The organism is Paenibacillus eucommiae, assembly GCF_017874215.1.
Taxonomy (GTDB): domain Bacteria; phylum Bacillota; class Bacilli; order Paenibacillales; family NBRC-103111; genus Paenibacillus_AI; species Paenibacillus_AI eucommiae.
The window spans coordinates 17,456-41,157 of the sequence record NZ_JAGGLB010000040.1 but is presented as its reverse complement, the minus strand read 5'-3'; the positions used below and the strand labels follow the sequence as shown (position 1 = coordinate 41,157).

Annotated in this window: 20 protein-coding genes; 5 read left to right on the top strand and 15 right to left on the bottom strand. The window is 45.5% G+C overall.

Going from position 1 to position 23,702, the window contains the following annotated elements; genetic code table 11:
* Positions 1-19 precede the first annotated feature (19 nt).
* The 5 genes from sufU to J2Z66_RS36185 form a co-directional block, all read right to left on the bottom strand.
* The gene (gene sufU / locus J2Z66_RS36205; RefSeq protein ID WP_209977820.1) at positions 20-448 is read right to left on the bottom strand and encodes a Fe-S cluster assembly sulfur transfer protein SufU; all 429 of its coding nucleotides are present in this window, start codon (positions 446-448) and stop codon (positions 20-22) included.
* Positions 435-1,661 (bottom strand): cysteine desulfurase, encoded by a 1,227-nt coding sequence (locus J2Z66_RS36200; protein ID WP_209977818.1) that lies wholly within the window; start codon positions 1,659-1,661, stop codon positions 435-437. Before J2Z66_RS36200 ends, sufU begins: the two co-directional genes overlap by 14 nt.
* Complete coding sequence (gene sufD / locus J2Z66_RS36195) at positions 1,658-2,953, bottom strand: Fe-S cluster assembly protein SufD (protein WP_209977816.1); 1,296 nt, start codon at positions 2,951-2,953, stop codon at positions 1,658-1,660. Before sufD ends, J2Z66_RS36200 begins: the two co-directional genes overlap by 4 nt.
* A 49-nt stretch (positions 2,954-3,002) precedes the next feature.
* Positions 3,003-3,836: a Fe-S cluster assembly ATPase SufC gene (gene sufC, locus J2Z66_RS36190; protein WP_209977814.1), complete on the bottom strand. Its 834-nt coding sequence runs from the start codon at positions 3,834-3,836 to the stop codon at positions 3,003-3,005.
* A gap of 152 nt (positions 3,837-3,988) precedes the next feature.
* The gene (locus J2Z66_RS36185) at positions 3,989-4,582 is read right to left on the bottom strand and encodes a DUF1802 family protein (protein ID WP_209977812.1); all 594 of its coding nucleotides are present in this window, start codon (positions 4,580-4,582) and stop codon (positions 3,989-3,991) included.
* 157 nt (positions 4,583-4,739) lie between these two features.
* Between J2Z66_RS36185 and J2Z66_RS36180 the strand changes: the two genes are divergently transcribed.
* Positions 4,740-4,910 carry an asparagine synthase gene (locus J2Z66_RS36180; protein ID WP_209977810.1) on the top strand — a complete coding sequence of 57 codons (171 nt, stop codon included), beginning with the start codon at positions 4,740-4,742 and terminating at the stop codon, positions 4,908-4,910.
* A gap of 90 nt (positions 4,911-5,000) precedes the next feature.
* Here the strand turns inward: J2Z66_RS36180 and J2Z66_RS36175 are convergent, their stop codons facing one another.
* The gene (locus J2Z66_RS36175) at positions 5,001-5,450 is read right to left on the bottom strand and encodes a Dps family protein (protein WP_209977808.1); all 450 of its coding nucleotides are present in this window, start codon (positions 5,448-5,450) and stop codon (positions 5,001-5,003) included.
* Between the two features lie 217 nt (positions 5,451-5,667).
* On the opposite strand from J2Z66_RS36175, the gene mtnK reads away from it, so the two are divergent.
* On the top strand, positions 5,668-6,873 hold the full coding sequence (mtnK, locus tag J2Z66_RS36170) for an S-methyl-5-thioribose kinase (RefSeq protein WP_209977806.1): 1,206 nt from the start codon (positions 5,668-5,670) through the stop codon (positions 6,871-6,873).
* A 31-nt stretch (positions 6,874-6,904) separates the two neighbouring features.
* Positions 6,905-8,047 (top strand): S-methyl-5-thioribose-1-phosphate isomerase, encoded by a 1,143-nt coding sequence (mtnA, locus tag J2Z66_RS36165; protein ID WP_209977804.1) that lies wholly within the window; start codon positions 6,905-6,907, stop codon positions 8,045-8,047.
* A 419-nt stretch (positions 8,048-8,466) separates the two neighbouring features.
* Here mtnA and J2Z66_RS43925 read toward each other — a convergent pair whose 3' ends face one another.
* From J2Z66_RS43925 to J2Z66_RS36145, 4 genes are all read right to left on the bottom strand, one after another.
* On the bottom strand, positions 8,467-9,048 hold the full coding sequence (locus J2Z66_RS43925) for a Gfo/Idh/MocA family protein (RefSeq protein ID WP_376774544.1): 582 nt from the start codon (positions 9,046-9,048) through the stop codon (positions 8,467-8,469).
* A gap of 75 nt (positions 9,049-9,123) precedes the next feature.
* Positions 9,124-10,128, bottom strand: coding sequence for an AraC family transcriptional regulator (locus J2Z66_RS36155; RefSeq protein ID WP_245376110.1), 1,005 nt, complete (start codon positions 10,126-10,128; stop codon positions 9,124-9,126).
* Between the two features lie 25 nt (positions 10,129-10,153).
* A complete protein-coding gene (locus J2Z66_RS36150) occupies positions 10,154-11,191 on the bottom strand; it encodes a Gfo/Idh/MocA family protein (RefSeq protein ID WP_209977799.1) in 1,038 nt (345 codons plus the stop codon).
* 159 nt (positions 11,192-11,350) lie between these two features.
* Complete coding sequence (locus tag J2Z66_RS36145) at positions 11,351-11,896, bottom strand: PadR family transcriptional regulator (protein ID WP_209977797.1); 546 nt, start codon at positions 11,894-11,896, stop codon at positions 11,351-11,353.
* Between the two features lie 204 nt (positions 11,897-12,100).
* On the opposite strand from J2Z66_RS36145, the gene J2Z66_RS36140 reads away from it, so the two are divergent.
* Positions 12,101-13,585 carry a DHA2 family efflux MFS transporter permease subunit gene (locus J2Z66_RS36140; protein ID WP_209977795.1) on the top strand — a complete coding sequence of 495 codons (1,485 nt, stop codon included), beginning with the start codon at positions 12,101-12,103 and terminating at the stop codon, positions 13,583-13,585.
* A 357-nt stretch (positions 13,586-13,942) separates the two neighbouring features.
* Here J2Z66_RS36140 and J2Z66_RS36135 read toward each other — a convergent pair whose 3' ends face one another.
* Entirely contained in the window at positions 13,943-16,849 is a 2,907-nt protein-coding gene (locus J2Z66_RS36135; protein ID WP_209977793.1) for a family 78 glycoside hydrolase catalytic domain, read from the bottom strand.
* A 254-nt stretch (positions 16,850-17,103) separates the two neighbouring features.
* Between J2Z66_RS36135 and J2Z66_RS36130 the strand changes: the two genes are divergently transcribed.
* The gene (locus J2Z66_RS36130; RefSeq protein ID WP_209977791.1) at positions 17,104-18,585 is read left to right on the top strand and encodes a methyl-accepting chemotaxis protein; all 1,482 of its coding nucleotides are present in this window, start codon (positions 17,104-17,106) and stop codon (positions 18,583-18,585) included.
* Between the two features lie 13 nt (positions 18,586-18,598).
* Here the strand turns inward: J2Z66_RS36130 and J2Z66_RS36125 are convergent, their stop codons facing one another.
* From J2Z66_RS36125 to J2Z66_RS36110, 4 genes are all read right to left on the bottom strand, one after another.
* Complete coding sequence (locus J2Z66_RS36125) at positions 18,599-19,396, bottom strand: sulfite exporter TauE/SafE family protein (protein WP_209977789.1); 798 nt, start codon at positions 19,394-19,396, stop codon at positions 18,599-18,601.
* 110 nt (positions 19,397-19,506) lie between these two features.
* The gene (locus J2Z66_RS36120; RefSeq protein ID WP_209977786.1) at positions 19,507-20,691 is read right to left on the bottom strand and encodes an MGDG synthase family glycosyltransferase; all 1,185 of its coding nucleotides are present in this window, start codon (positions 20,689-20,691) and stop codon (positions 19,507-19,509) included.
* 573 nt (positions 20,692-21,264) lie between these two features.
* Entirely contained in the window at positions 21,265-22,374 is a 1,110-nt protein-coding gene (locus tag J2Z66_RS36115) for a hypothetical protein (protein ID WP_209977784.1), read from the bottom strand.
* A complete protein-coding gene (locus J2Z66_RS36110; RefSeq protein ID WP_209977782.1) occupies positions 22,371-23,495 on the bottom strand; it encodes an aminotransferase class V-fold PLP-dependent enzyme in 1,125 nt (374 codons plus the stop codon). The genes J2Z66_RS36115 and J2Z66_RS36110 overlap by 4 nt, the downstream gene beginning before the upstream one ends.
* Between the last annotated feature and the right edge of the window lie 207 nt (positions 23,496-23,702).

Below are 23,702 nucleotides of genomic sequence, written 5' to 3'. Positions count from 1 at the left end.
ATTTTAAATTTAGTTACCTTTAGTTACCCTTACTTTGTTCAATACCTTTTCGAAGGGCATTCCATGCCAGGGTAGCACACTTAATTCTTGCCGGAAATTTATTAACACCCGAAAGTGCCTCAATATCCTCGTATTCGAATTCTACAGGCTCACCCTTCATTAATCCAGAGAAATTATCCGCAAGCTTGAGCGCTTCTTCAATCGTTTTGCCTTTTACAGCATCCGTCATCATCGAAGCGGAAGAAAGGCTGATCGAACAGCCTTCACCGAGAAATTTGGCAGCCTTCACTTTACCGTCTTCAATTTGCATCTGCAAGGATATGGTATCTCCACAGGTTGGATTGTTCAGATCGATAGTAATGGCTTCATCGGACTCAAATTTGCCTCGGTTGCGTGGAATTTTATAGTGATCCATAATAACTCTACGGTATAAATCATCCAATTGCATGACCGAAATACTCCTTTGTTTTTATTAGTGCCGCTACAAGCCGGTCTATATCGTCTTCTGTATTATATAAATAAAAGCTCGCTCTTGCCGTTGAAGAAACTTTCAGCCATCTCATAAGAGGCTGGCAGCAGTGATGTCCTGCGCGTATCGCTATGCCTTCAGAATCAAGCACAGTGGCTACATCATGAGGATGAACATCACCCAGATTGAAAGTCACTAGCCCTACCCGATCCTTAAGAGGTCCATAAATGGTCAGATCGTCAATCTCGGCCATTCTTGCCAAAGCGTAATTGGTTAACTGCAAGTCGTGGCGGTTAATTTCGTCCATTCCAACTTCCTGCAGAAAATCAATCGCCGCCCCAAGACCCACAGCTCCAGCTATAATCGGCGTTCCTCCTTCGAATTTCCAAGGAAGTTCTTTCCAGGTGGACTCATATAGATCAACATGATCGATCATTTCCCCGCCAAATTCCACTGGCTCCATGCTCTCCAGTAAAGTCTTCTTCCCATACAGTACCCCGATTCCCGTAGGTCCACACATTTTGTGTGCGGACAGAGCGTAGAAATCGCAGTCCAGATCCTGGACGTCCACTTTCATATGAGGGGTGCTTTGCGCGCCATCCACCATAATCTTGGCGCCATGCTTGTGAGCAATAGCAGCAATTTCCTTAATTGGGTTCATCACGCCAAGCACATTGGAAACATATACAACTGATACGATCTTGGTACGATCCGTTATCGCCTGCTCTACATCTGTTAATGAAATCGTTCCGTCAGGCTGCAGCGGAATATATTTGAGCGTTGCGCCTGATTCCTTGGCAGCCTGCTGCCAGGGAATCAGGTTGCTGTGATGCTCCATCGGGGTAATTACGATTTCATCGCCCTCACGAAGGATGAACTTGCCATAATTCGTTGCCACGATGTTAATAGCTGTAGTCGTGCCGCGGGTAAACACAATTTCTTGCTCACTCGCAGCATTGATAAATTTAGCAACCTTGTCGCGTGCTCCTTCATAGGCATCTGTGGCACGCGAGCCCAAAGTATGAACACCCCGATGAACGTTAGCATTGTCCCAATGATAATAATGCTGCATCGCTTCAATTACAGCTAATGGCTTCTGGGAAGTTGCCGCATTATCCAGATAAACAAGGGGATGACCGTTCATTTCCTGCTTGAGTATAGGGAAAAGTTCGCGTATTTCCGCAGGCTTCATTGTCCCAGCTTCCTCTCTACTAAACGCTGAAGCTGTTCTTCAATATTGCTAATTGGAATTTTCGAAACAACAGGTGCCAGAAAACCATATATAATAAGGCGTTGAGCCTCTGATTTCGTTATTCCACGAGACATTAAGTAATGAATTTGATCAGGATTTACTTGTCCAACGCTTGCTGCGTGGCCAGCTTTAACCTCATCTTCATCAATAAGCAGAATCGGGTTCGCATCTCCGCGTGCTTTAGGGCTGAGCATAAGGACTTTCTCCGTTTGCTGTCCGTTCGCATCAGTTGCGCCCTTCTCAATCTTCGTGATTCCGTTAATAATAGCAGTGGATTGATCTCGCATAACAGCACGGGTAATCATATCACTCGTTGTGCTTCTACCGAAATGCACAGCTCTAGTAGTCAGATTCAGCTTCTGATCATTTGTTCCAACACAGATTACCTTGGCATCAGAATCAGAGCCTGCTCCTTTTAAGATAGAAGTAATATCTGACATTGAGTTGCCGTAATTCATTTCTCCCACTACCCACTCTATCTTGCTATCTTGATCAAGAATAGCGCGGCGGTAAGTGACATCCGTAATCGAATCTCCCATATTGTGAACAGAAGCAAAGCTTACTTTAGCCCCTGCTTTGACATAGACTTCAGCAATACTGCTTTGTACAAGAGGTGCACCCTCGCCTACAGAAAGAAAATTCTCAACGTAAGTAACCGAGCTGTTCGTTTCCGCAACGATAATAATATGAGGAACAAAGCTCGCTTCTGCATCATCTGTAATAAACAAAGCTTGTAAAGGAATATCCACAGCCACATTCTTCGGAACATATACGAAGATGCCACCGCTCCAAAGTGCAGAGTGCAAGGCAGTAATCTGATTCTCGTTGGCTTCAACAGCCTTCATAAAGTAAGGCCGAACCAAATCAGCATGCTCTTGCAAAGCAGTTTCCAGATCAGTAAAAATAACACCTTGCTGCTTTAGCTGTTCTGCTGTCTGATTGAAAACGATGCCGCTATTTTTTTGTACGATTAAATTATCAGGATTTGATAATCCCTTGGCAGCTTCCGGCAGCTCATCAATTGAAGCTATCTTGGCTTGCTTTTTATAGGAACCATAGGCATTAATATTCCAACGGTCGATTCTTGTTTTTTCTAGTTTTGGCAATTCCAATTGTTCCGCAAGCGCCAACCCTTCAGAGCGAAGATTTGTCATCCATTCCGGTTCCTGCTTACTGCGGGATAGCTCGATGACGGCATTGCGATCTATTGGAAGAATAGTTTGTATGCTCATAATTTTCCTCCTGAGAGCCTTTCCTTAGAAAGGCCTGCTTTCTATGCTTTTAGTTATATTTCGGTGCCGTAGTTGCCATTGGAACTTTAAATTCTTCGGGTTCCTGACCAACAGTCTCATCCTCGATGCCCAGCTCTTCTTTAATCCAATCATAGCCTTCTGCCTCAAGACGTTGGGAAAGCTCAGGTCCACCTGATTTGACAATACGTCCCTGCATCATAACATGCACAAAGTCAGGCTGAATGTAGTTAAGCAAACGTTGGTAGTGGGTAATAATCAGAAAACCGCGATCTTCGCTGCGTAATGCATTTACACCTTCAGCAACGATACGGAGTGCATCAATATCTAGTCCTGAATCGATTTCATCCAGAATACACAGCTTAGGCTCAAGCAGCAGCATTTGCAGAATTTCATTACGTTTCTTCTCACCACCGGAGAAGCCTTCATTCAAATAACGGTGCATAAATTCTGCATTCATTTCGAGATCCTTCATTTTGGCTTCCATTTGACGAATAAAACGGATCAAGGAAATTTCATTGCCTTCGCCGCGGCGAGCATTAATTGCGCTTCTAAGGAAGTCAGCATTGGTTACGCCAGTAATTTCGCTGGGATACTGCATGGCCAGAAATAGACCAGCACGCGCTCTTTCATCAACAGCCATATCCAGAACGTCTTCATCATTCAAAATGACGGAGCCTTCAGTAACTTCATATTTGGGATGTCCCATTAGTGCAGAAGCAAGTGTGCTCTTACCAGTTCCGTTAGGTCCCATAACAGCATGAACTTCGCCACCTTTAATTTCCAGGCTTACACCTTTTAGAATTTCTTTTCCTTCGACGTTCGCCTTCAGACCGTCTATGGTAAATTTAAGTGAATTTGACATTTTTTAATACCCTCCAACTAATTAGATTTATTTGCATATAGAAATCATTATTAAATGATTATCAGTGATTCTCAAATTGTAATAATTCTATTATACCTCACTATATACAATCAATAAAGGGCATAAAGGTAAAAAAGCGACATTTTACAATCTTATACCTCTTTATTTATTAGCAAATCCTTAATTTCTCTTACCCTTGCTGCAAAATCAACATCATTAACTACAGGGACAACAGCATTCTCTTTGGCCTCATCCGGATAGCTATCCGGCAAATGGATCCAGGATTTACAGCCCAAATATGTATCTTGAATCTCGACTTCCAGAGGCTCTGACAGCTTGTAAACACGGAGCAGCATAAGAAGCAGCGGATTCTTTTGCTTCCATCGAAGCCTGTCCGTTGTGAAATTATGATTCCATATATGCAGGGGATACAACTGCTCCAGCTTGTCCGAGTCATTAATCTCCAAATCCTCCACAAGCTTCGCGTATGCAGTAATCAGTATTTTGGATGCATTAGGGTTCCAGCCTTCGAGTGTATCATCAATTCCGCTCCTGAATGGCTCTTTAAGCAAATCCTTTTTCTGATGCTCATAAGTAGGATATAAATAAAATTCATGAGAATGAATTTCGAAATCTCTGGTTTCCTCTTCGATCCCGCCTTTACGCATAATGAAAATTTGTGTTCCTTCTACTAACTCTTTTACCGCAATCGCCCATTCCTTCAAGGCAATGGATCCTCTGCTCAACTTAATCACCCCTTTTTTCCCTCATTGTTTCTATTATAAAGAAAAAAAAAATAAAGGCAAAAGCAAGCAAAAGCTTCCTCGCATATTTAAGTGCCCAAGAACCATCCTAATACCGTACTGCATCGCTGATTATAATTCAACAGAAGAGGTGACTGCTATGAGAGAAGGCTTGATTCCTGCTGTTTTGGGTACAGCTGTAACTGCAACCGGATGGGCGTTAAAAGGAAGCCGTTATAAAACGTCCGCAAATGCCGTAATCGGCTTTGGACTAGCGCATGTAGTTTTGGGAGCAATCGATTTAGTTGAGCACCGTCATCACCGAATGTAGTTTTGAGTAATTCGATTCCTTGCGCTTAGAACAATAGGAAAAGGGGCAGCTTAGGCCACCCCTTTCTTCATTGTTTATCAAGAGCACGCTCTAGCCCAACATGGATTGGAGCATCCAGCGATGCTTCTCTAAAGAGGCATGGATGGCCAGCAATAAATCTGCTGTAGCATCATCTTCGGCTTCTTCCGCCGTTTTCATACCTTCATCCAGTTCTTCGATGATCATACTGAAATCTTCCACCATAGCTTCGACCATTTGTGTTGCTGTTTCCTTACCTTTTGCTTCCTTCAAAGTTGACTGATCCAAATACTCTTTCATGGTAGCCAAGGGCTTACCACCAATCGCCAGCAAGCGCTCCGCCAGTTCATCGATATGAAGATCCGCTTCCTTGTAAAGCTCTTCGAATTTAATATGCAGGGTGAAGAACTGTGATCCTTTTACATACCAATGGAAATTATGAATCTTTACATATAATAATCCCCAATTTGCGATTTGTTGGTTCAACACCTTTTGTACAGTAGTCGCTGTTGCAGTAGCCATTTTGTTATCCTCCTCTATATAATTAAAAAATGGGTAAACCTACTATGTGTAATTATGTTGTAAATTATGTGAGTCAAGAAATTAAGGCTAAGGGTATTTCAAGGAAAAGCTTTTTGTCTTATACTAGAAAAAGGTTTATAATACACAGTAAAAAGGTTGGAATTGAATTATTTCTACATCTTTTACTTATTCCCACTTATTCTAGGAGGTTATCCTATTGACTGCTTACCATCCATTAACTGAGGAAGAAGCCATTCTTTATGCCAAAGGCATTCCTGACCTATTCCAATCAGATACCAAGCTTGTAAGCCGTGAAATTGGCGATGGCAATTTAAATTTGGTATTTCACATTACTGAACCTGATTCGGGCAAAAGCATTATTCTGAAGCAAGCTCTTCCTTACGCCAAGGTCGTTGGTGAATCCTGGCCTTTAACCCTTGACCGGGCCAGAATTGAAAGCGAGACGCTGAAGATTGAAGCAGCTTTGTGTCCCCACCTCGTTCCGCATGTGCACCTGTTTGATTCGGATCTCGCCCTTACAGTCATGCAGGATTTAAGCGATCATGTTATTATGCGCCAAGGACTCATCGAACGAAATCGATACCCTTTGTTTGCCGCTGATATTGCCCATTTCCTTGCTCATACTTTATATTACACATCTGATTTAGGAATGAATCAGCAGCAGAAAAAAATTCAGCTCGGACGGTTTATTAATCCTGAGCTTTGCAAAATAACCGAAGATTTAATTTTTGATGATCCTTATCATGATTCGAGCAACAATAATATCGATCCCCGTATTCGCGACACCGTGGAGCAGCTTTGGCAGGACAGCGACCTTCTTCTGGAAGTAGCCGTACTACGCGAGAAATTTCTAACCCATGCGCAAGCTTTACTGCATGGAGATCTGCATACGGGAAGCATCTTTATCCGGCCTGACTCCACTAAAGTAATTGATCCTGAGTTCGCTTATTATGGACCTATGGGCTTCGATATTGGAGCCATAATTGCTAACCTGCTGCTTAATTTCGCAGCCCAGGAAGGCTGGAGCCCTGACGAAACAGAGCGTGAGGATTACCGCGGCTACCTGCTGGAGACCATTAAAGAAATTTGGACAACCTTTGATCGTGAATTCCGCGCTCTCTGGAATGAGCACAGCACAGACCGTGTTTTCCATACGCCAGGATATCAGGATCTTTACATGCAAAACCTGCTGCAGGATACTTTCGGCTTCGCCGGAGCCAAAATGGTGCGTCGTGTGCACGGCTTGGCACAGGTAGCAGATATTAATAAAATCGAGGAGCCAGCAGCACGGGAGCGTGCACAGCGTATTGCATTAGCAATAGGAGCTTCGTTGATTCGATTCAACCGGCAGGCCTCCTCAATTGACGATTTAATAGATATTGCCGTAAAATCTGCACAATAAGCCTATTGCACAAAGAACAGGAGGTAACGATATGACCATAAATCAGGAGCATTCGGCACAGGAAATTTTTGAGACTCTGGAAACTTTGGAGACTTCTACGGAGCATGCCGCGCTTCAATCGGTTCGTTGGACGGGAGAACAGCTTTTACTGCTCGATCAGCGCCTATTGCCAGAGGAAATTTTGTATCTGGATTTGAAAACACCAGAAGACGTATGGGAAGCTATCCGCCAACTTAAAGTCCGCGGCGCACCGGCGATCGGGATTGCTGCAGCCTATGGTATTTATCTTGGCGTGCGTCATTTAACCGTGGATGGACGAAGTGAAGAAGATGCGAACCAAAATCTGTATCAAACGGTACTTGAGCATGCGCAATACCTGGCCACTTCCCGCCCGACGGCTGTCAATTTGTTTTGGGCCCTGGATCGCATGACAAATAAAACTCAAGTTTTGTTAAAAGCAGGGCTAAATCTGAATCAAATCAAGCAGGCAATTTCGGAAGAAGCTATTCTAATACAAGCAGAAGATGAGGAAACAAACCGGTTAATCGGCGAGCATGCGCTGACACTTTTTGAAGATGGATTCGGTGTTCTTACTCATTGCAATGCGGGAGGTTTAGCTACTTCCAAATATGGAACGGCCTTGGCCCCTTTCTATCTGGCAAAAGAAAAAGGAATGGCTATCCAGGTATTCGCCGACGAGACTCGTCCAGTCCTGCAGGGCGCTCGTCTGACCGCTTTTGAGCTGCAGCAGGCAGGCATTGATGTGACGTTAATATGTGACAACATGGCAGGTGCTGTGATGGCTAAAGGCTGGATACAGGCTGTTATCGTTGGAACGGACCGGGTCGCCGCAAATGGCGATGTAGCCAACAAAATCGGCACCTACAGCGCCGCTGTTCTGGCAAAAGCGCATGGCATCCCTTTCTACGTGGCATGTCCCCTATCAACATTAGACTTAAACACACCTACGGGCGCAGATATTCCTATTGAAGAGCGTCATGAGGATGAAATCACGCAAGGATTTGGCAAACGCACAGCACCCAAAGGTGTAAAAGTATACAATCCGGCGTTCGATATAACCCCTAATGAATATGTAACAGCCATCATTACTGAAAAAGGCATCATCCGCGCTCCTTACACGGAGAACTTATCACGGCTCTTAGAGCAGGATTAAGCAGCCCTTTTTTCGTAGAAGGATAGAAGAGAAAAAGAACTTGAGAACCTTAAGTCATTCGAATCGAATGCGCTTGAGGTTCTTTTTTTTACTACTGGGATCTGCTTGGGATCAGCTGTGACTGACTTGTTTGTTGTAGCACGAGCTCACCTGCCTGCTTGAAAGCAAAGCGTTAATTGCTGTTATGTATAGTTAGGAGAAGTGGCGAAGTTGAGTGTTGTAATGATTGCAGAAGTTGCAGAAGTTGTACGGGTGACATGAAGAAGAGGTGCTGCTGCGTACTTTTGCGCTGTACATACTTCTCTTAAGCACTATGAAAGCCGGCAAATTTTCCTTGTTTTGATTCCTGAATTGAATGGGTGCTTTACTTAACGATGTTTTCCATCGTTAAAACAAGAGTTTTCAAGTGATTCCGTACTTTAAGGATGATTTTCATCATTAAAGAGGATGGATGGCCCTTGCGGGTGAAAAAAAGGGACCTCAATGACCTTGGGATTTCCTATCAGCCACAAAGCCAAATCCAGCAGGTGAACACCAAAGTCAACTAATGCTCCCCCGCCCTGGAGCTCTTTATTCGTAAAAACACCCCATGTAGGGATTCCCCTACGCCGAAGCGCCTGTACCCGGGTCATATACACGTGACCAATCTCACAGGCTGCAATAACTCTTTTGGCAGCCTGGGCTTGGGCCATATGACGGTAGTGAAAGCCGATGGAAAGGATTTTACCAGGCGCTTTGGAAGCTTCCAGCATGAGCTGAGCTTCTGCTGCGTGAAGAGCCATCGGCTTCTCACAAAATACATGAACACCTTTCTGCAGCGCATAAATAGCAGCAGGTGCATGATATTTGTTCGGCGTACAAATGCTGACCGCATCAAGCTCTTCTTTATCCAACATCTCACGGTAATCCGTATACGCTGCTGGAATGCCGAATTCACTTTGAACAGAGTCCAGTGCGGTTTGCGATATATCGGCGATTGCCGTTAAGGCAACCTTCGGTATTTTTCAAATAACCAGGAATGTGTCTGGCTCGGGCGATTCCGCCTGCTCCGATTACGCCTACCCTTAATTGGCTTATCATTTAGTCTCCGCCTTCAGCCTGGCACGCGTACGAAACTGCATTGGAGTCATGCCATATGTTTTTTTGAATACATAATGCAAATAATTACTGGATGCAAAACCGTTGCTTTCCGCTATATGTTCCAGCTTTCTGTCACTTTGTCTAAGCTCGTCGCTAACATGAATCAGCCGTACACGCTCTAAATGCTCACTGAAGGTCGTCCCTGCCTGCTCTTTAAAAATGCGCTGCAGCTGGCGGGGGCTAATTTTCACGCGCTCTGAAACACTCTCTAATGTGATAGGACGCCGGTAATTATCCTGAATAAAATGTACAGCCAGCTGATAGCGATAGCTCTTCATATCTCTGGAAGGCAGGTCCAAATTGGGCTTGCTAGTAGAATACGCTGCAATAGTGCGCAGCAATATTTGTAAAATCGATTGTTTGATGATTTCAAATTGTCCCAAACGGCTATCGCGCCAAGCCAGGTATGCCGTTAAGAAGCATTCCATGGCATCCTGGACATCCATCGCCGGAACAGCCTGCAAAGCAGCCAGTTCCTCTACAAAGGCTTCGGCCTCAGCTATTTCTGTGGACTGTCCCCATTCTGCGTGCCCATCCTGTTTGGCTCCTTCATCCGCTTGATACTCAGGCTCCAACGGGACAATGTCAACATGCAGGCATAGCTCATCCATCGCTTCAAAAGCATCTGCTTCCTGATAATGCGTTACACCGGGACCCGTCACATAAAGCATTCCTTCCTGAAGGGAAAATGCCTGTCCCTCGAGGATCACTTTCCCCTTTCCTCTGGGAATGTAGTGCAGCTCATATTCGGAATGATGATGATAGTCAACGGAGAAGCCCGGAGGGAAAGACCTAAAATGACAGTGGAGCACACGAATTCCATACCTGCCCCATCGGAAGCGAATATCCAGTCGATCCAGAGCCATGGGATTCTCAAGCATAGGCTCATAATAAAAAGGTTTTGCGCCAGCACTGTACAGAGAGTCAGATACCATATTCATTGATTTTTTCCTCTCAAAGCATTTATTAGGCCTTCAAGGAATCTATTCGCACTGCTTCCCGTCTCGATGCCGATAGGTTCGAGGCTTCCATAAGCCTCGTTAAATCCATAGCCAGCTGCACATTTTCCACTTCCAGTTCTCCCTGTGCTTCCTCTGCGCCCTGAAGGATATGCTCCACCCACTGGTCAAATGCGGATGGCTGGGCTGTCGGCAGGTTCGCGCGATGCTCCCAAGCTCCTCCGCCATCTGCCTGTAAAGTGCTGCGAACGAGCAGCTTAAGATCATGCTCGGAATATAGCAAGCTTCCTGATGTCCCGTGAACTTCCAGCACAAAGGGAGAATGCGGATTGACAAAACCAGCCTCCACAATACCAACGGCTCCGTTCTTATATTGAAGAACACTAACTGCGTTATCTTCCACCTCGCGACCGGTTACATATCCATAGGTAGCACTGACGGATTCCGGCATTCCTAGCAGCAGACGGGTCAGATACATCGGATGGCAGCCGAGATCAATCATCGCCCCGCCGCCACACTGCTCTGCATTGTAGAAGTGATCAGGCAGCCAACCCTCTGGATTTTGTTCTGTTGACAAGCCTCCACTATGAGACAGACGCGCTCTAATCAAAGTGATCTGTCCCAGCAAACCCTGCTCTACAATCTTGCGGAATGCACCCGTATAATCCGTGTACAAGCGTGGCAAAGAAATAGTGAACCGGACACCAGCCTGACGAACGGCCGCCAAGATTTCGTTAGCCTCCAACAAGGAAGGAGCAATTACTTTTTCAGTGAAAATATGCTTTCCGGCTTCAGCCGCTGCTACAATTACCTCTTTATGCAGCCGGGTAGGCGTATCTACAATAACAGCATCAATCTCCGGATCAGCCAGTAAATCCTGCAAGCTTTCGTAGAACCTGGCACCTCTGGCCTCAGCCTCTTCTCTGCCGCGTTCAGGAATTTCATCCCAAACCGCAACAATTTGTGTATCCGGGTGCTCGCTTGCCTGTCTGGCATAGTCTCTCGCATGTACGTGCCAAAAGCTTAACATTGCTACTTTGATCATGGCCATCCTCCAAAATTGTGACTTTTAATTATTTTATCATGTTCATCCAGCTTATTGAATTGTAATAAAGCGACAGATTAAGGTTCGAAAAAGCGACATCATAGTCATACGAATTTTACGAAAGCGCATTCATAAATACTCATGCAAAAGCTATGCTGATTATGAATTTCTCAGCATCATGGCAGCCCATTTGCACCACTCCAAATTAGATTCTGTGTTCAAAATCGCCTTTTTTACAAGCATATAACTGCCAAAGGAAGGATTATGCATAGACAAGCTTTCCAAGGGTGCTCCGGCTAACAAGCTTATTCTCTCAATTTTTTCATTCAAAAAGAGCAGCTTGTTTCGATAATAGCACTCTCTTTGACTAAGCAGCAGCTCTGCCTGATTGAGATTGGTCAAAGAAATACAGAATATCTTAATCATCAGCTCATCGCGATTTATAGGATCAGCCGTCGGTTGTGAGATCCATTCTCTGAGTAAATTTTTGCCTGCTTGCGTAATCGAATACACCTTTTTGTCAGGCTTATCCGATTGCGGTACAATGATAAATTCAACCGATCCAGCCTCCTGCAGCTTGGCAAGCAGCGGATAAATCTGACTGTGTCTGGCCGGCCAAAATAGCTGAATCTGCTGCATCAATTCATAGCCGCTGCGTGGACTTTTGTTTAACAAACTTAATAAACCATAAGATAAAGTATTCATCTATTACCTCCATTACTTCCTCATCATATCACAGGCTCCATGGATGTCTCTACTATGTAATTTCCACGAAGCCGTACCTAATTCATTCTCTCTTATGTAATTCTTGACATATAAACCCTAAAGTAGTATCATTCTTTTCATTCAAATTTATATGTAATTATAGACATAGGGTCTATATATTATTTTGCGGAGGCTCCCTTATTCATGAGTAGAGATGATATTAAGCAAGTGCAGTTTTGGCCCGTTATGATCGCGATTTTTATTGGGTCCTTTGTTTCAATTCTAAGTATTAGCACAATCAACATCGCAATCCCGATTTTGACAGAACGTTTTCAAGCGGATTTAAATCTGATGCAGTGGACGATCACGGGCTTTATGCTGGCTACAGGAACCATCGCTCCTATTACGGGATATTTGGGCGAACGTTTCAGCTATAAGCGTCTTTATTTGATCGCACTAATCGGGTTCACCGTCGCCTCAGGCTTATGCGCTATTGCTTGGGATGCTCCTTCACTAATCGCTTTCCGGATTTTGCAGGGTGTATTCAGCGGTCTGATCATGCCAGCGACGATGACGATTATTTATCAGGTTATTCCCCGGGAAAGGCAGCCTGTTGCGATTAGTCTATGGGCTGTGTCCGCCATGCTGGCCCCCGCAATCGGCCCTACCTTCAGCGGCTGGCTGCTGCAGAATTGGAGCTGGCACTGGCTTTTTTTAATGAATATTCCAATTGGGCTGATCGCTATAGGTCTTGTAGCCTGGCTAATTCCCTTCTATCGCCTTAAAGTGCCTAACTCCTTTGATTTCCTGGGCTTACTAACCGTTATGGTGAGCAGCTTGTCACTACTGGTAGCCTTTAGTCAAGGGCATTCCTGGGGCTGGACATCGTGGAAAGTATTATCGTTATTCACTTTAGGCGCAGTTGTGCTGGCCCTTTTCATATGGCGCGAGCTCACTGCCGCCACACCGCTGCTTGACATTCGAGTATTCAAGAACGCAAGGTACACCCTAACGCTCATTATCGGTAGTATCCTGACCATGAGCTTATATTCAGGAACATTCTTGACACCTATTTTCCTGCAAAATATTCAGCATGTAACACCGCTTGATACGGGTCTGATCCTGCTGCCAGCTTCCCTCGCGATGGCCATCTGCATGCCGCTCGTTGGTAAGCTGTATAACACCATCGGCCCTAAAATTTTGATGATAGCAGGCATCTCGCTTATAGCCATCGGAACCTTAACACTCAGCTGGCTAAGCGTGGATGTATCGCATACTTATATTATATTTTGGATGACTGTACGGAACATTGGTGTTGCTATGGCCATGATGCCAGCGAGCAATGCAGGAATGGAGCTCATATCCCGCGAGCTTTCCGGCCATGCCTCATCGATCAGCAACTGGGTTCGTAATGTTTTTGGATCTTTCGCCATTGCGCTTTTCACTTCTCTGCTTGCCTCCAGGTCCATCTCTCATGCAGGGGATTTGGCAGCAGGAGGAGCTGTGGATCCAGTAACAATCAAGCTGGCTTCCTTCACCATGAGCGTGAATGATGTATTCCTATTAGCTACCTTTATTATACTTGCCGCCCTGCCGCTTACATTTTTCATTCATAAACGGCCAAAACCAGGCTCGGATAAGGTTGAGCAAATAAACACGGCTCCAGCAGTGAGCAAAAGTGCCCAGTAATAGAAGTAATTAGCGATGTTTTTCATCGTTAAAAACGCCAGTCGTCGCCACAACCTTACTTTAACAATGAATAACATCGTTAAATGAAGTAGATGCTCAATTCTAGGTGGCGGCTGCTCGGGATTGCTAACAAAAGGGGTGACCAGCAAAAAATATGCAGGTCACCCCTTTTGTTTAGGAACCAGACTGTCTGGTGGCTGTCCGTTTGAGCGTGGTGTGGGTGGAAGAGCGATAGCGTCCGCCTTTAAGGATTTGCTCCTGCCTCCTAATCAATACCATTCAAGGGAACAAATCTTTAACAGCGACTGGAGCCCACAGCTATTCCCTCCCCCAGCACTAGCGTCACGAACAATATCCTCAAAGGACGCCAAATGACGTCTTTCTAACTATTTCACCCTGATAGCCATCAGGTATCTTAACAGTAACCTTTATATGCTTAGGATGCTGTACAGTAATATGAATCCGTTTAGCCGACTCATCCACCCTCCAGTCAACGTCGATTCTGCCAGCGTCAGGGAGCGGTACGGCTCCTCTTGCCCAAGCTAAGCCGCTTGGACCTGGAGCAATAACAACTTCGCTCCAGCCGGGTGCTGCCATTTGAATACCAAGCACCTCTTTACCGAGAAAATATGCGGGAGCGGCGGACCAGGCATGACAGTGGCTGCGGGAGAGCATATTCGGATTCGCCCTATTTTCAGCAAAGTTCGGGTACATTTCCCAGCATGTCGTGGCTCCGCTATCTATCATTTGGCCATAATTGTTGCGGATATCCGCAACAATCTCGGACACCCTTCCGGACTCAGCCAATGCTTCATAATAAAAGAATGACATAAATGGACTGCCAATTTGCACAAAATGCTTAGGCGTATCAATCAGGAAGTGGTCCATACGCTCCTTTCTCTCCCCTTCAGCTACTCCTGTTAAATAGGCAACGACCTGCGTCTGCATACTAAGGATATCGGATCTCCGGCCATCCGCATGGATGCAGTCAATGTAAGCCTGCTCTTCTGCATTCCACAAATGAAGGTTAATCGCAGTCCTCAGGGCTTCCGCCGCCTCAGTCATTGAAGCTTGACCTTGCAAATCTCCAAACTTACTAGCCATCTCCGCAGCAGTAAATAGTGTTTTCATCAGAAAACAATTTTGATGGGTGACGATCCCCTCGTTTGGCTGGTCAATTGGAGACCAATCGAGAAGGTTCCAGCCTTTGATATTAAACAGGCCGTTCTCGTCGATCTGGGCTAAATAATGATCCAGTGTATATTTGATATGCGGGTACATTTCTTCGGCAAATAAACGGTCTCCGGTCTGTTCATAGTATTCTTGACAAGCTATCGCCCAGAAAAAGGTCCAGTTGGGAATAACACTGCTCCAACCGCTAGGAACCTGATCGGCATAAAGTGGTGTCTGCACCTTGGATCCTGGAACCAGCCGCAAGCAGCGCTTCACGATATCATTGACACCATATAAATAATTGCTTACGAGGGCTTCATTGCGGGCATCTCCAACCCAGAATACTTGCTCATAGGCCGGACAATCCACAAAGGTATCCTCCATGCACAATTTGGTCGTATGCTGGCTAATTTGCCAAATATCATTTAAAAGCGGGTCAGAGCATTGGAACCGGCCGACTTCGGCAACCGGATAGTTGCTTTGCAGCATTTTCACTTCATATATTTTAACCGGGGCTCCCCCACTTCTCACCGTAAGCATGACATACCGCAAGCCTCTGCGCACGGATGACACGTACTGCTGCCTGCCCTGCTTGCACACATAACGCAAGGTGTTATCGAGGCCAAACATATCCTGGCGGTAGTCCCCAAGCATATATTCGAAGCCGTACAAATCCACTATCGTGCCTTCCTCAGCTTCCAGTTCAAACGACAAATAACCGGAAAGCTCTTTGCCAAAATCCACCACGCACTCTGTATCGTATCCAGGATAAGCAGGAATGCTTGCTGCTGCAGAATTGGCAATAACCATGTTCTGCAGACTACTTGGAACATCATGCCTGATAGCTTCCTTCTTCCATACGCAAAGACCAAAAACATCGGCTTCGCTGACAAATTTAACATCGACCGGCTTCAGCCATGTACGGTAAAGCTCCAAATCAGCTGCAGATTTAATCTTCTCCAGCACTTCCTTATAGAGCGGAATCTCTAAATCCAGCTCCCGGCCATCCTGATGATCGAGGTAAACCGCTGTATCGAAAGGGCCAATTGTAAGGAATGGTGATCCAGCACCCTCCACATAGCCAGGAAATCTGAGCTCTATAGGCGTCTCCGCATAAAGACCCATATGCAGCTTGCCTGTATGCGCTTTTCCAGATACATGCATAACGAATAAATTGTCACCTTGCAGGAGTTCAATCTCCACATATTTCTCCGGAAGGGTCCCTGTAAATTGAACCGGATCTATCCTCTGTCCATTTAACGTACATGCCCCAAAGCCTTCATAGCTATAAGGAAATCCAAGAATCGCCGAAGTCGGAGCAGCCGCATGAAGGACAACAGCAAGATAACCCGTATAACCTACCAGGTTGGAGTGATCCTCGCTCCCGGGAGCCATATGATTACGCAAATCAATAGCGGTTGACCAGCTAAACGGCTTCACTTGGTGCAAAGACTCAACGCGAACCGGATACACCTGCTCCTCAGTAAGCATTGGAATATCCCGCTCTTTAAGCGTGGTCCAAGGCCCAGTGCCTACTGGCCCAACCACCTTGGCAGGCGACCACGAGCTATCGTCGTATTGTGGCAATACCCAAGCCTCGTCCCACAGGGAGGCATCTACGTATTCAGCAAATGCCTGCTGGCAGGACATACGCGGAGATCTGGGATGCTGTCCCAAATGTCTGGAGGTTAACCAGGAATCATCTGTACCCAGCGTAAAGACAGCCTTATCCGATAGCTTTAAATCAAGCTGAGCCAAAAGGCCGCCGCGGCCGCGAATATAATAAAAGGTCGAGACACCAAAATGCTGAACCAATACAGATATTGTGTTTGATTGTCCGGCCAGCAGCAAATGAGCCACGTCATAAGTGTCATATGACTGTTCGAATGGCCATGAGCGAACTGGACCCCGGCCCAAACGGTGACCATTAATAGTTAGCACATACCTGGAATCAGCAGTAATGCGGAAATTGGCTTCATCCCAGCCTCCGGCGGGTACCTCAAACGTTTTGCGAAAGCAGCGCCATTCATTCCTGGGGCTTTCTTCCCCCTCATTCCAAATCCATTGTCCCTGCCATGCTGACTTTGTCATCAACGACCCGCTCCTTTTTTACTTATGTTTATTTACTCAAGTGTTTATGAATTCACAGCTATATTTCATAGTTTATCATGTAAGGTTTTTTGATTTATGGGGGTTTTCTATTTTTTTATAGGCGTAAATTTTTTTCTACTCCGATTGCATCCTATTTCCAGAATTTATCTTTAATTTAATAGGGGGATGAAGGTATAATTCTTGCAGGATCATCGACAACTAGTTCATTCAAAATTATTTAGGGAGAGATTTACATGCACAGCGAAGTATTATACAGAAAAAACAAACTCCTGGTTCGGATCTTATGGGGGATGTTCGGCTTAGGCGTTGCCGGTGAGGTTATGGCTGAAACTGAGGCTCAGGCGCTCGCTATTTTGCTTATAGCTGGAGGCATTACCTGTTTGCGAATCACTTTTCTTACGTATGCCCGAAAGCTTGAAATTTACATTAAATACATCATTTCCTTCTCTTTAGCGCTATTGACTTATTTCATGATATCCTCAACTTTATCCATCAACACATATCTCATGGTTTATTTGAGCTTAGGCATTATCTCGCTGTACAACAATTACAAAGCTACCTTGACTTCCGCCATATTGGGCATCGTGTTAACCAACTACTTGTTCTTCCAGGATACCTTCCGGTATGCACCTGAGCTGTTCGGTTCACAGAGGGATGACTCCATTATTTTTTTCAATTTGTTTCTGATAATGGTCTCGGCCTCCATGGTCGCTTCAGCGCGATTTGGCCAAAACCTGCAGAAAGAAGTTGCGGATCAACGATTATCGATCGAAAAAGAAAAGAAGCGCGTTGAGCTTCTGCTCACTGAGGTGACACGGTCCATCCAATCCCTGGATGTCTTCAGCTCAGGTCTTAAGAACAATATGAGCGCGGCAGGAACGATCTCAGGAGAGCTGACAACCACATTTAATGAAGTAGGCATAAGCATTGAGAGTCAGACTAGAAGTGTTAGCGATATCCATGATGCGATTCAATCCGTTGAGCAAGTTGTCGGGACGGTCGTTGAAGCCTCATCCGCGATGCGCAGTCTCTCTGCCAACACAGCGAATCATACGCAGCAAGGAAGCCTGCAAGCCCAATCCTTGGAAAAGGAGATGGCGCAGGTATACGACATTATTGATCGGACTTCCAACCTGATGAATGAATTGAATGAACAAAATGCCCGCATCAGTGATATCGTCGTCACGATTCGCGAAATTTCCAATCAAACCAACTTATTATCCTTGAATGCAGCCATTGAGGCTGCCCGTGCCGGGGAGCAGGGCCGCGGCTTCGCAGTCGTCTCCAGCGAGGTACGCAAGCTGGCCGAGCATGCCCAAACATCCACAGAGGAAATTACTTCTATTCTGGAAACCATTCAGCATAAAACGCAGGAAGCCTCAGATGAGGTGCAGCGCGGCCAAGAAGCGGTAAGAATCAGCCTGGCTGCATCGGGGAGGGTTAGCGGGCTCATTCATGAAGTAGGTGGAAATACAGTTGAAGTGGACGAGCAATCGATACGGATGGAGAAGGCCATTAGGGACATGCAAGCCGCATACCTCAAAATTGCCGATGCCATGACCAGCGTAGCAGGAGCTGCCGAACAGAACATGGCTTCTGTAGAAGAGATTACTGCGGGATTCGACCAGCAGGATTCACGGCTTCAACAGATTATGGAAAGCTTTACCCACTTGGACAACCAAATTCGGAGCTTATCTGAAACATCCAAACTGTAGCTCCATGGCACATTTAATTCTGAAAAATAAGACGCAGCGCTACAATGATAAGGACTATGGATAAAATTCGCAGGATAGTCTTGGCGGGAAGCCTCTTGGCCAGTCTCGCCCCGATTTGTCCACCGATGATAGCCCCGGGAGAGAGGAACAGCACCTTCATCCAATCGATGTTGTCCAGGAACCAATGCGTGCCGCCGCTAACAATCGCTGACAGAAATATATTGAACATTGAGGTTGCAATCGCGATATGCGGGGGGAAAGAGAGCAGCAGCGCCATCGTTGGCACCATTAAGCTGCCGCCGCCTACTCCAAACAAGCTGGAGAGAAAGCCCACCAAGAAACTGATGCTTACACCGATAGTCCGGTTGTAGGCATATTCAAATTTGCTCCCGGACGCATCTATGAACGAGCGATGGACCGTTGGTTTAAGGGGCAGCTGAATTTGCTTCTTTGGCTTAAATACGAGGAAAAGCGAGACGAGAATCAGAAAAATACCAAATGACGTAAAGAACACTTTTCCCGCTATATGCACGGAGGCAAAAGCCCCGATCACCGAACCTGGAATGGCTGCTACCGCAAACCAAACAGCCGCATTATAATCGATGCGCTTCTGCTTTGCATATACAACCGTGCTGGATATGGAGTTGAAAAACAGCATGGCCATGGAAGTGCCTACGATATGAGCCGGAATCATCTCAGGAAACATCAGACTTAGAACAGGAACAACAATAAACCCCCCTCCCAGTCCCACAATCGAACCGGAAACTCCGGCAAAAATACCAACCAACAAGAGAATCAGTGAAACAACCATCAAGTTACCTCCTATGTAAATACGTTATTCACCATTGTACGATAATTGGACCCAACAAATAAAGGGGCAGGCCCATAAATCAGGCCTACCCCTTATCATTGAAAATATGATCAAGCTTCCGCATATACAGTCTGGAGCGAATCCTCCCACACCGGCACAGATTGATATTTGGCTTCGAGAATGGTGTGCAGTGCGCTGAGAGAGGAGCTTTTGAGCGTAAACTTACTTGCCTTTTGCTTCATGGCCCTCAGAAGATTGCTATCGGCCAGCACAGCGGTCAGCATGTCCTTCAGCTCTCCTACACTTGCTGCTTCTAGCGCAGCTCCTATCTTGACAAGATACGCTGCATTATCCTTCTCCTGACCTGGCAGCGGCTTAAACAGCAGCATCGGCAGTTCAAGCGCTAAGGCTTCCGAAGTCGTAAGTCCGCCTGGTTTGGTAATAATCAGATCGGATAAAGCCATAAATTCATGCACATGATCGACGAACCCCGTAATCAGTATATGATGCCTCACATATCTGAGCTCCTCGGCAAGCTGTTGCTGGAGCTTAAGATTCCGTCCGCATACTATAATAAATTGGACCGAGGCTGGAAGCTCTTCAGACTTAAGCAGGGCAATAAATTCCTTGTCGATCATGCCAAGTCCCCCTCCCATCACAAGGACGGTAGGCAGTGAACGGTCAAGGCTGTACCGGTCACGCAGTCTGTTACAATCAAAGCTTTGATTGTAGCTTAAGCGGATAGGGATACCGGTTACTGATATTTGCGCATCCGTTATGGAGCGGCGCAGCAATGCTTGGCGTACGGGCTCTGAGCCTACAATATATTGATCGGTATAAGGATGAATCCAGTAGCTATGGTCCGTGTGGTCTGTTATAACCGTTACTGTGGGAACTTCCGTCAAGCCATGAGCCTTTAATATCGACATGGCAGCTGCTGCGGAAGGAAATGTACTTACCACGACCGTAGGCTGTACCTCTTGTAGAAGCTTGAGCATTCTGCTTAGACTAAATGATTTCATCTTTTTAAATAAATTAGATAACGAATTGTCATCCCTTGTTTTTTGAAATAAGTACCCGTAAACAGAAGGAAATTTTTTCATCCATTGGGTATAGCAGTACTTGCCTACAGAATGCAAATGGGGGTGAGTCCACTCCATGAAGTCAATCTCTTCCACTTCCACTTCCGGCCTGTACAATTTGGATGCTTCCAGAATGGCCCGCGCTGCTTGCTTGTGACCGTCCCCCAGAGCTCCGGATAGCAGCAAGATTTTTTGTCTTTTTAATTGTTTCATAAAGCTCACCCCATATGCTATAATCGTTTCTTTTTTTAACATTCATTTTATTAAGATTCGTTTTTAAGATTCGTTTTTAAGATTCGTTTTTAAGATTCATTTTTTAAAAATTCAACTTGTTCTTAATCTTCTAGTATTATTGTAATATCAGAAAGCTATTCTCAAAACCGACCTGCGATGGGATTCTTACTGGACCATGGTCGGGCACAATGGTTGATTTTAGACATTATACCATTTTAGGGTAAATGATGTTAGGTATTGTTTTATTTTTATTTTACCTTATATTTGTGCACTAGTGTGTTTAGTTATTATGTATATATGTTTAGTATCTCACAATCTTGCCGGGTACGTCCAAATAATATTAAGTATGTCCTCATGCTGTCCGCTATAAGTCTATGAGTAATAAGCTCATGCTAATCCTATTCATACAAACTGCGCCAAGTTTATTCAGTTGTTTTGTCTATTTTTAGGCAGCTAAAAAGGACAGCCGGAATACATGTCGTATTCAAGCTGCCCTTTTGTTGGAAGCAAATTAATCTCAATAAGGAATAAGAAGCTTAGTGCTTAGTATTGTTAGTATTGAACGTTTAGATGCGGTGTCTCAATTTCTTTCTCATAGTGATAGGCCTGCATAAGTGCATCCATCGCGCCCGTTGTAAGCATGGAGCGTTCCAGCGCATGTGGGGACCGGCCAGTATGAATGAATCTTTCGATCTCTAGATCTAGTTTGCCGAAATGGATGTATGGCTTTTGATCCTGAATGCGATATTCATGACAGATAGGCTCTTCATCAGGCATGACTTGATAAGTCGCCACAAATCTTCTTACTTCTAAATTATCAATGTACAAAATACCAGACTTCAGACCATCGTAATAATCAAGCTCAAAGAAAACCGGGTCTGGAAGATCATGAGGAAATTTGTTCACATTGATTAAGTTGACAAAACCTCCAAGCTTGCGGTACATATACTCCCAATCTTCGGACAGCATCCGGTCGATAGCTTCCTTGCCTTTATAGGCGCGAACTTTGCTTATTCCTGATTCACCATATGCGCGGTTTTCGGCTACGGACTGCATCATTTCAAGTGCATGGTAAGTGTAGCGCTCCAGAGCGCCGAAAGCGAAGCCAAACATTTTGTGCAGTGGAGCTCCGGTCGGGAACGGTCTGTGTTCCGGATAAGGGAAAGCATAAGGAATAACCGAGCTCGACATAAACGGAATGTTATGCTGATTAATCTTCTCATACATCCACTCGATATCTTCTTGAATAACCGCAAAGCCTTTATCCGAATACACAGGAACAATTTTGTTGAACTCAAGCATTACATTGAGACATTCCTCAAACATGATTCTTCTTGGATATAACGTTTGTCCAAGTTCATTGTCCGGATAATCCCCATGCTCACCAATAATCAGAATACCGTCCAGATCAAAATCAGTTCCGCCGCATAATAGCGTCTCTCTCATGGTGCCGTACATATTCAAGCCATGTTTGGCCGCGAGATCCCGGCTCATATCATTTTCCGGAAACTTTTCTACGTACATGGAAACAATATCGAGCGTCGAATCGTAGTGACGGCCATCCAGTTGGAAGCCTTCCAGCATCTTCGTAATAACCACGTCCGCATGGCAAATATCCCAGTATTCCGTAATGATTGCAGCTACCCGTTTTTTTTGTTTCATGATTGTTTAGCCTCCCATGTAGTTGAAATATCTCTCATCACCTGAAGCACTAAGTCGAGATCTTCTCGCTCAAGATGCAGCGGGTTAATCAAAATTTCTTCATTGTCTGCTGATAGAGCCACTATAATAGAAGGAGTCGAATGCTCCAACTGTTCTTTCAAAGTTGCGGATTGGAGCAGCGGAGTTTTGACCGCTGCACGGGGATAGTCCTGTCCAGTAGGACCCGGATAAACCCGGCGAACCTCATAACCACAAGTCGACAGCTCCTCACGGATTATCTCCACGAAGGATTCATATTGAAGCTTAAGCTGCCCGTGATCTAATGTGACATAGCGTTCTACAGCAGCAAGCAGCCCAACCATCTCCTCCTTGCCCACCTTCATCGGCCTTCCGACCGAAATCTGCGGACCAACATTCATCCGGCAAGCTTCGATCAAAGCTTTGCGCCCAACAATTAAGCCTGCGCTTTGCGGGCCGCGGAGGGTCTTGCCTCCGGAGAAAATGACCAAATCGGCTCCCATTTGCGTATACAGCCATAGGTTGTCCACAGGTGGCAGCTGTGCTGCCGCATCAATCACAACCGGAATGCCCAATGGCTTGGCGATGTCGAGAACTTCTTGGAGGGAAAGCGCACCCCGGCTGTAATAGGTGGAAGTAAAGTAAACGATACAAGCGGTCTTAGCGTTAATTGCATCCTGCAGCTGCCACGCAGAAGTGGATTCCACATCACCAACCTCGATGATGCGGGCGCCAATTTGGCTAATAGCCATATCAAACCCATTGCGCTGGCAGCGGAGTAGAATAACCTCCTTCTTCAAGCCTTTAAGCTTGGGAAATTTGCGGGTGTTCTTCCTCTCAGTTCCCGTAATACAAGCCGCTACTGCAATGGACAATCCGGCAGCTGCGCCGCTTGTCACCATAGCTGCTTCATTACGGGTCAGCTCCGCCAGGCGTTCACCTACCCGGTTATGCAGCTCCTCGATCCAGACGAAGCTTTGGCTCGCTTCCTCCATCGCCTTCCATACCTCAGGAGGTATTAGGGAGCCCCCCAATATGGTGTAGGAATCAGCTGCATTGATCAGTTTCTTCATGCCTAATTTCTCATAAATAGTAATCGCCATGGCCTCCCAAAGGGATAGTAAAAAGAAATATATGATGTATTCTATATAAGAGATTACCGTGAATAAAATGATTTTGCAAGAAGAAATATAGAATTCAAACAGCCCTGCTTTTGCAGGCAATAAACTATACAATATGTATCCAAAACCTGCCCGCTGTTTCCCCTCCTGAATGAGCTGCAAAGTAAAGAAAAGTTCCTTCATCCAGTA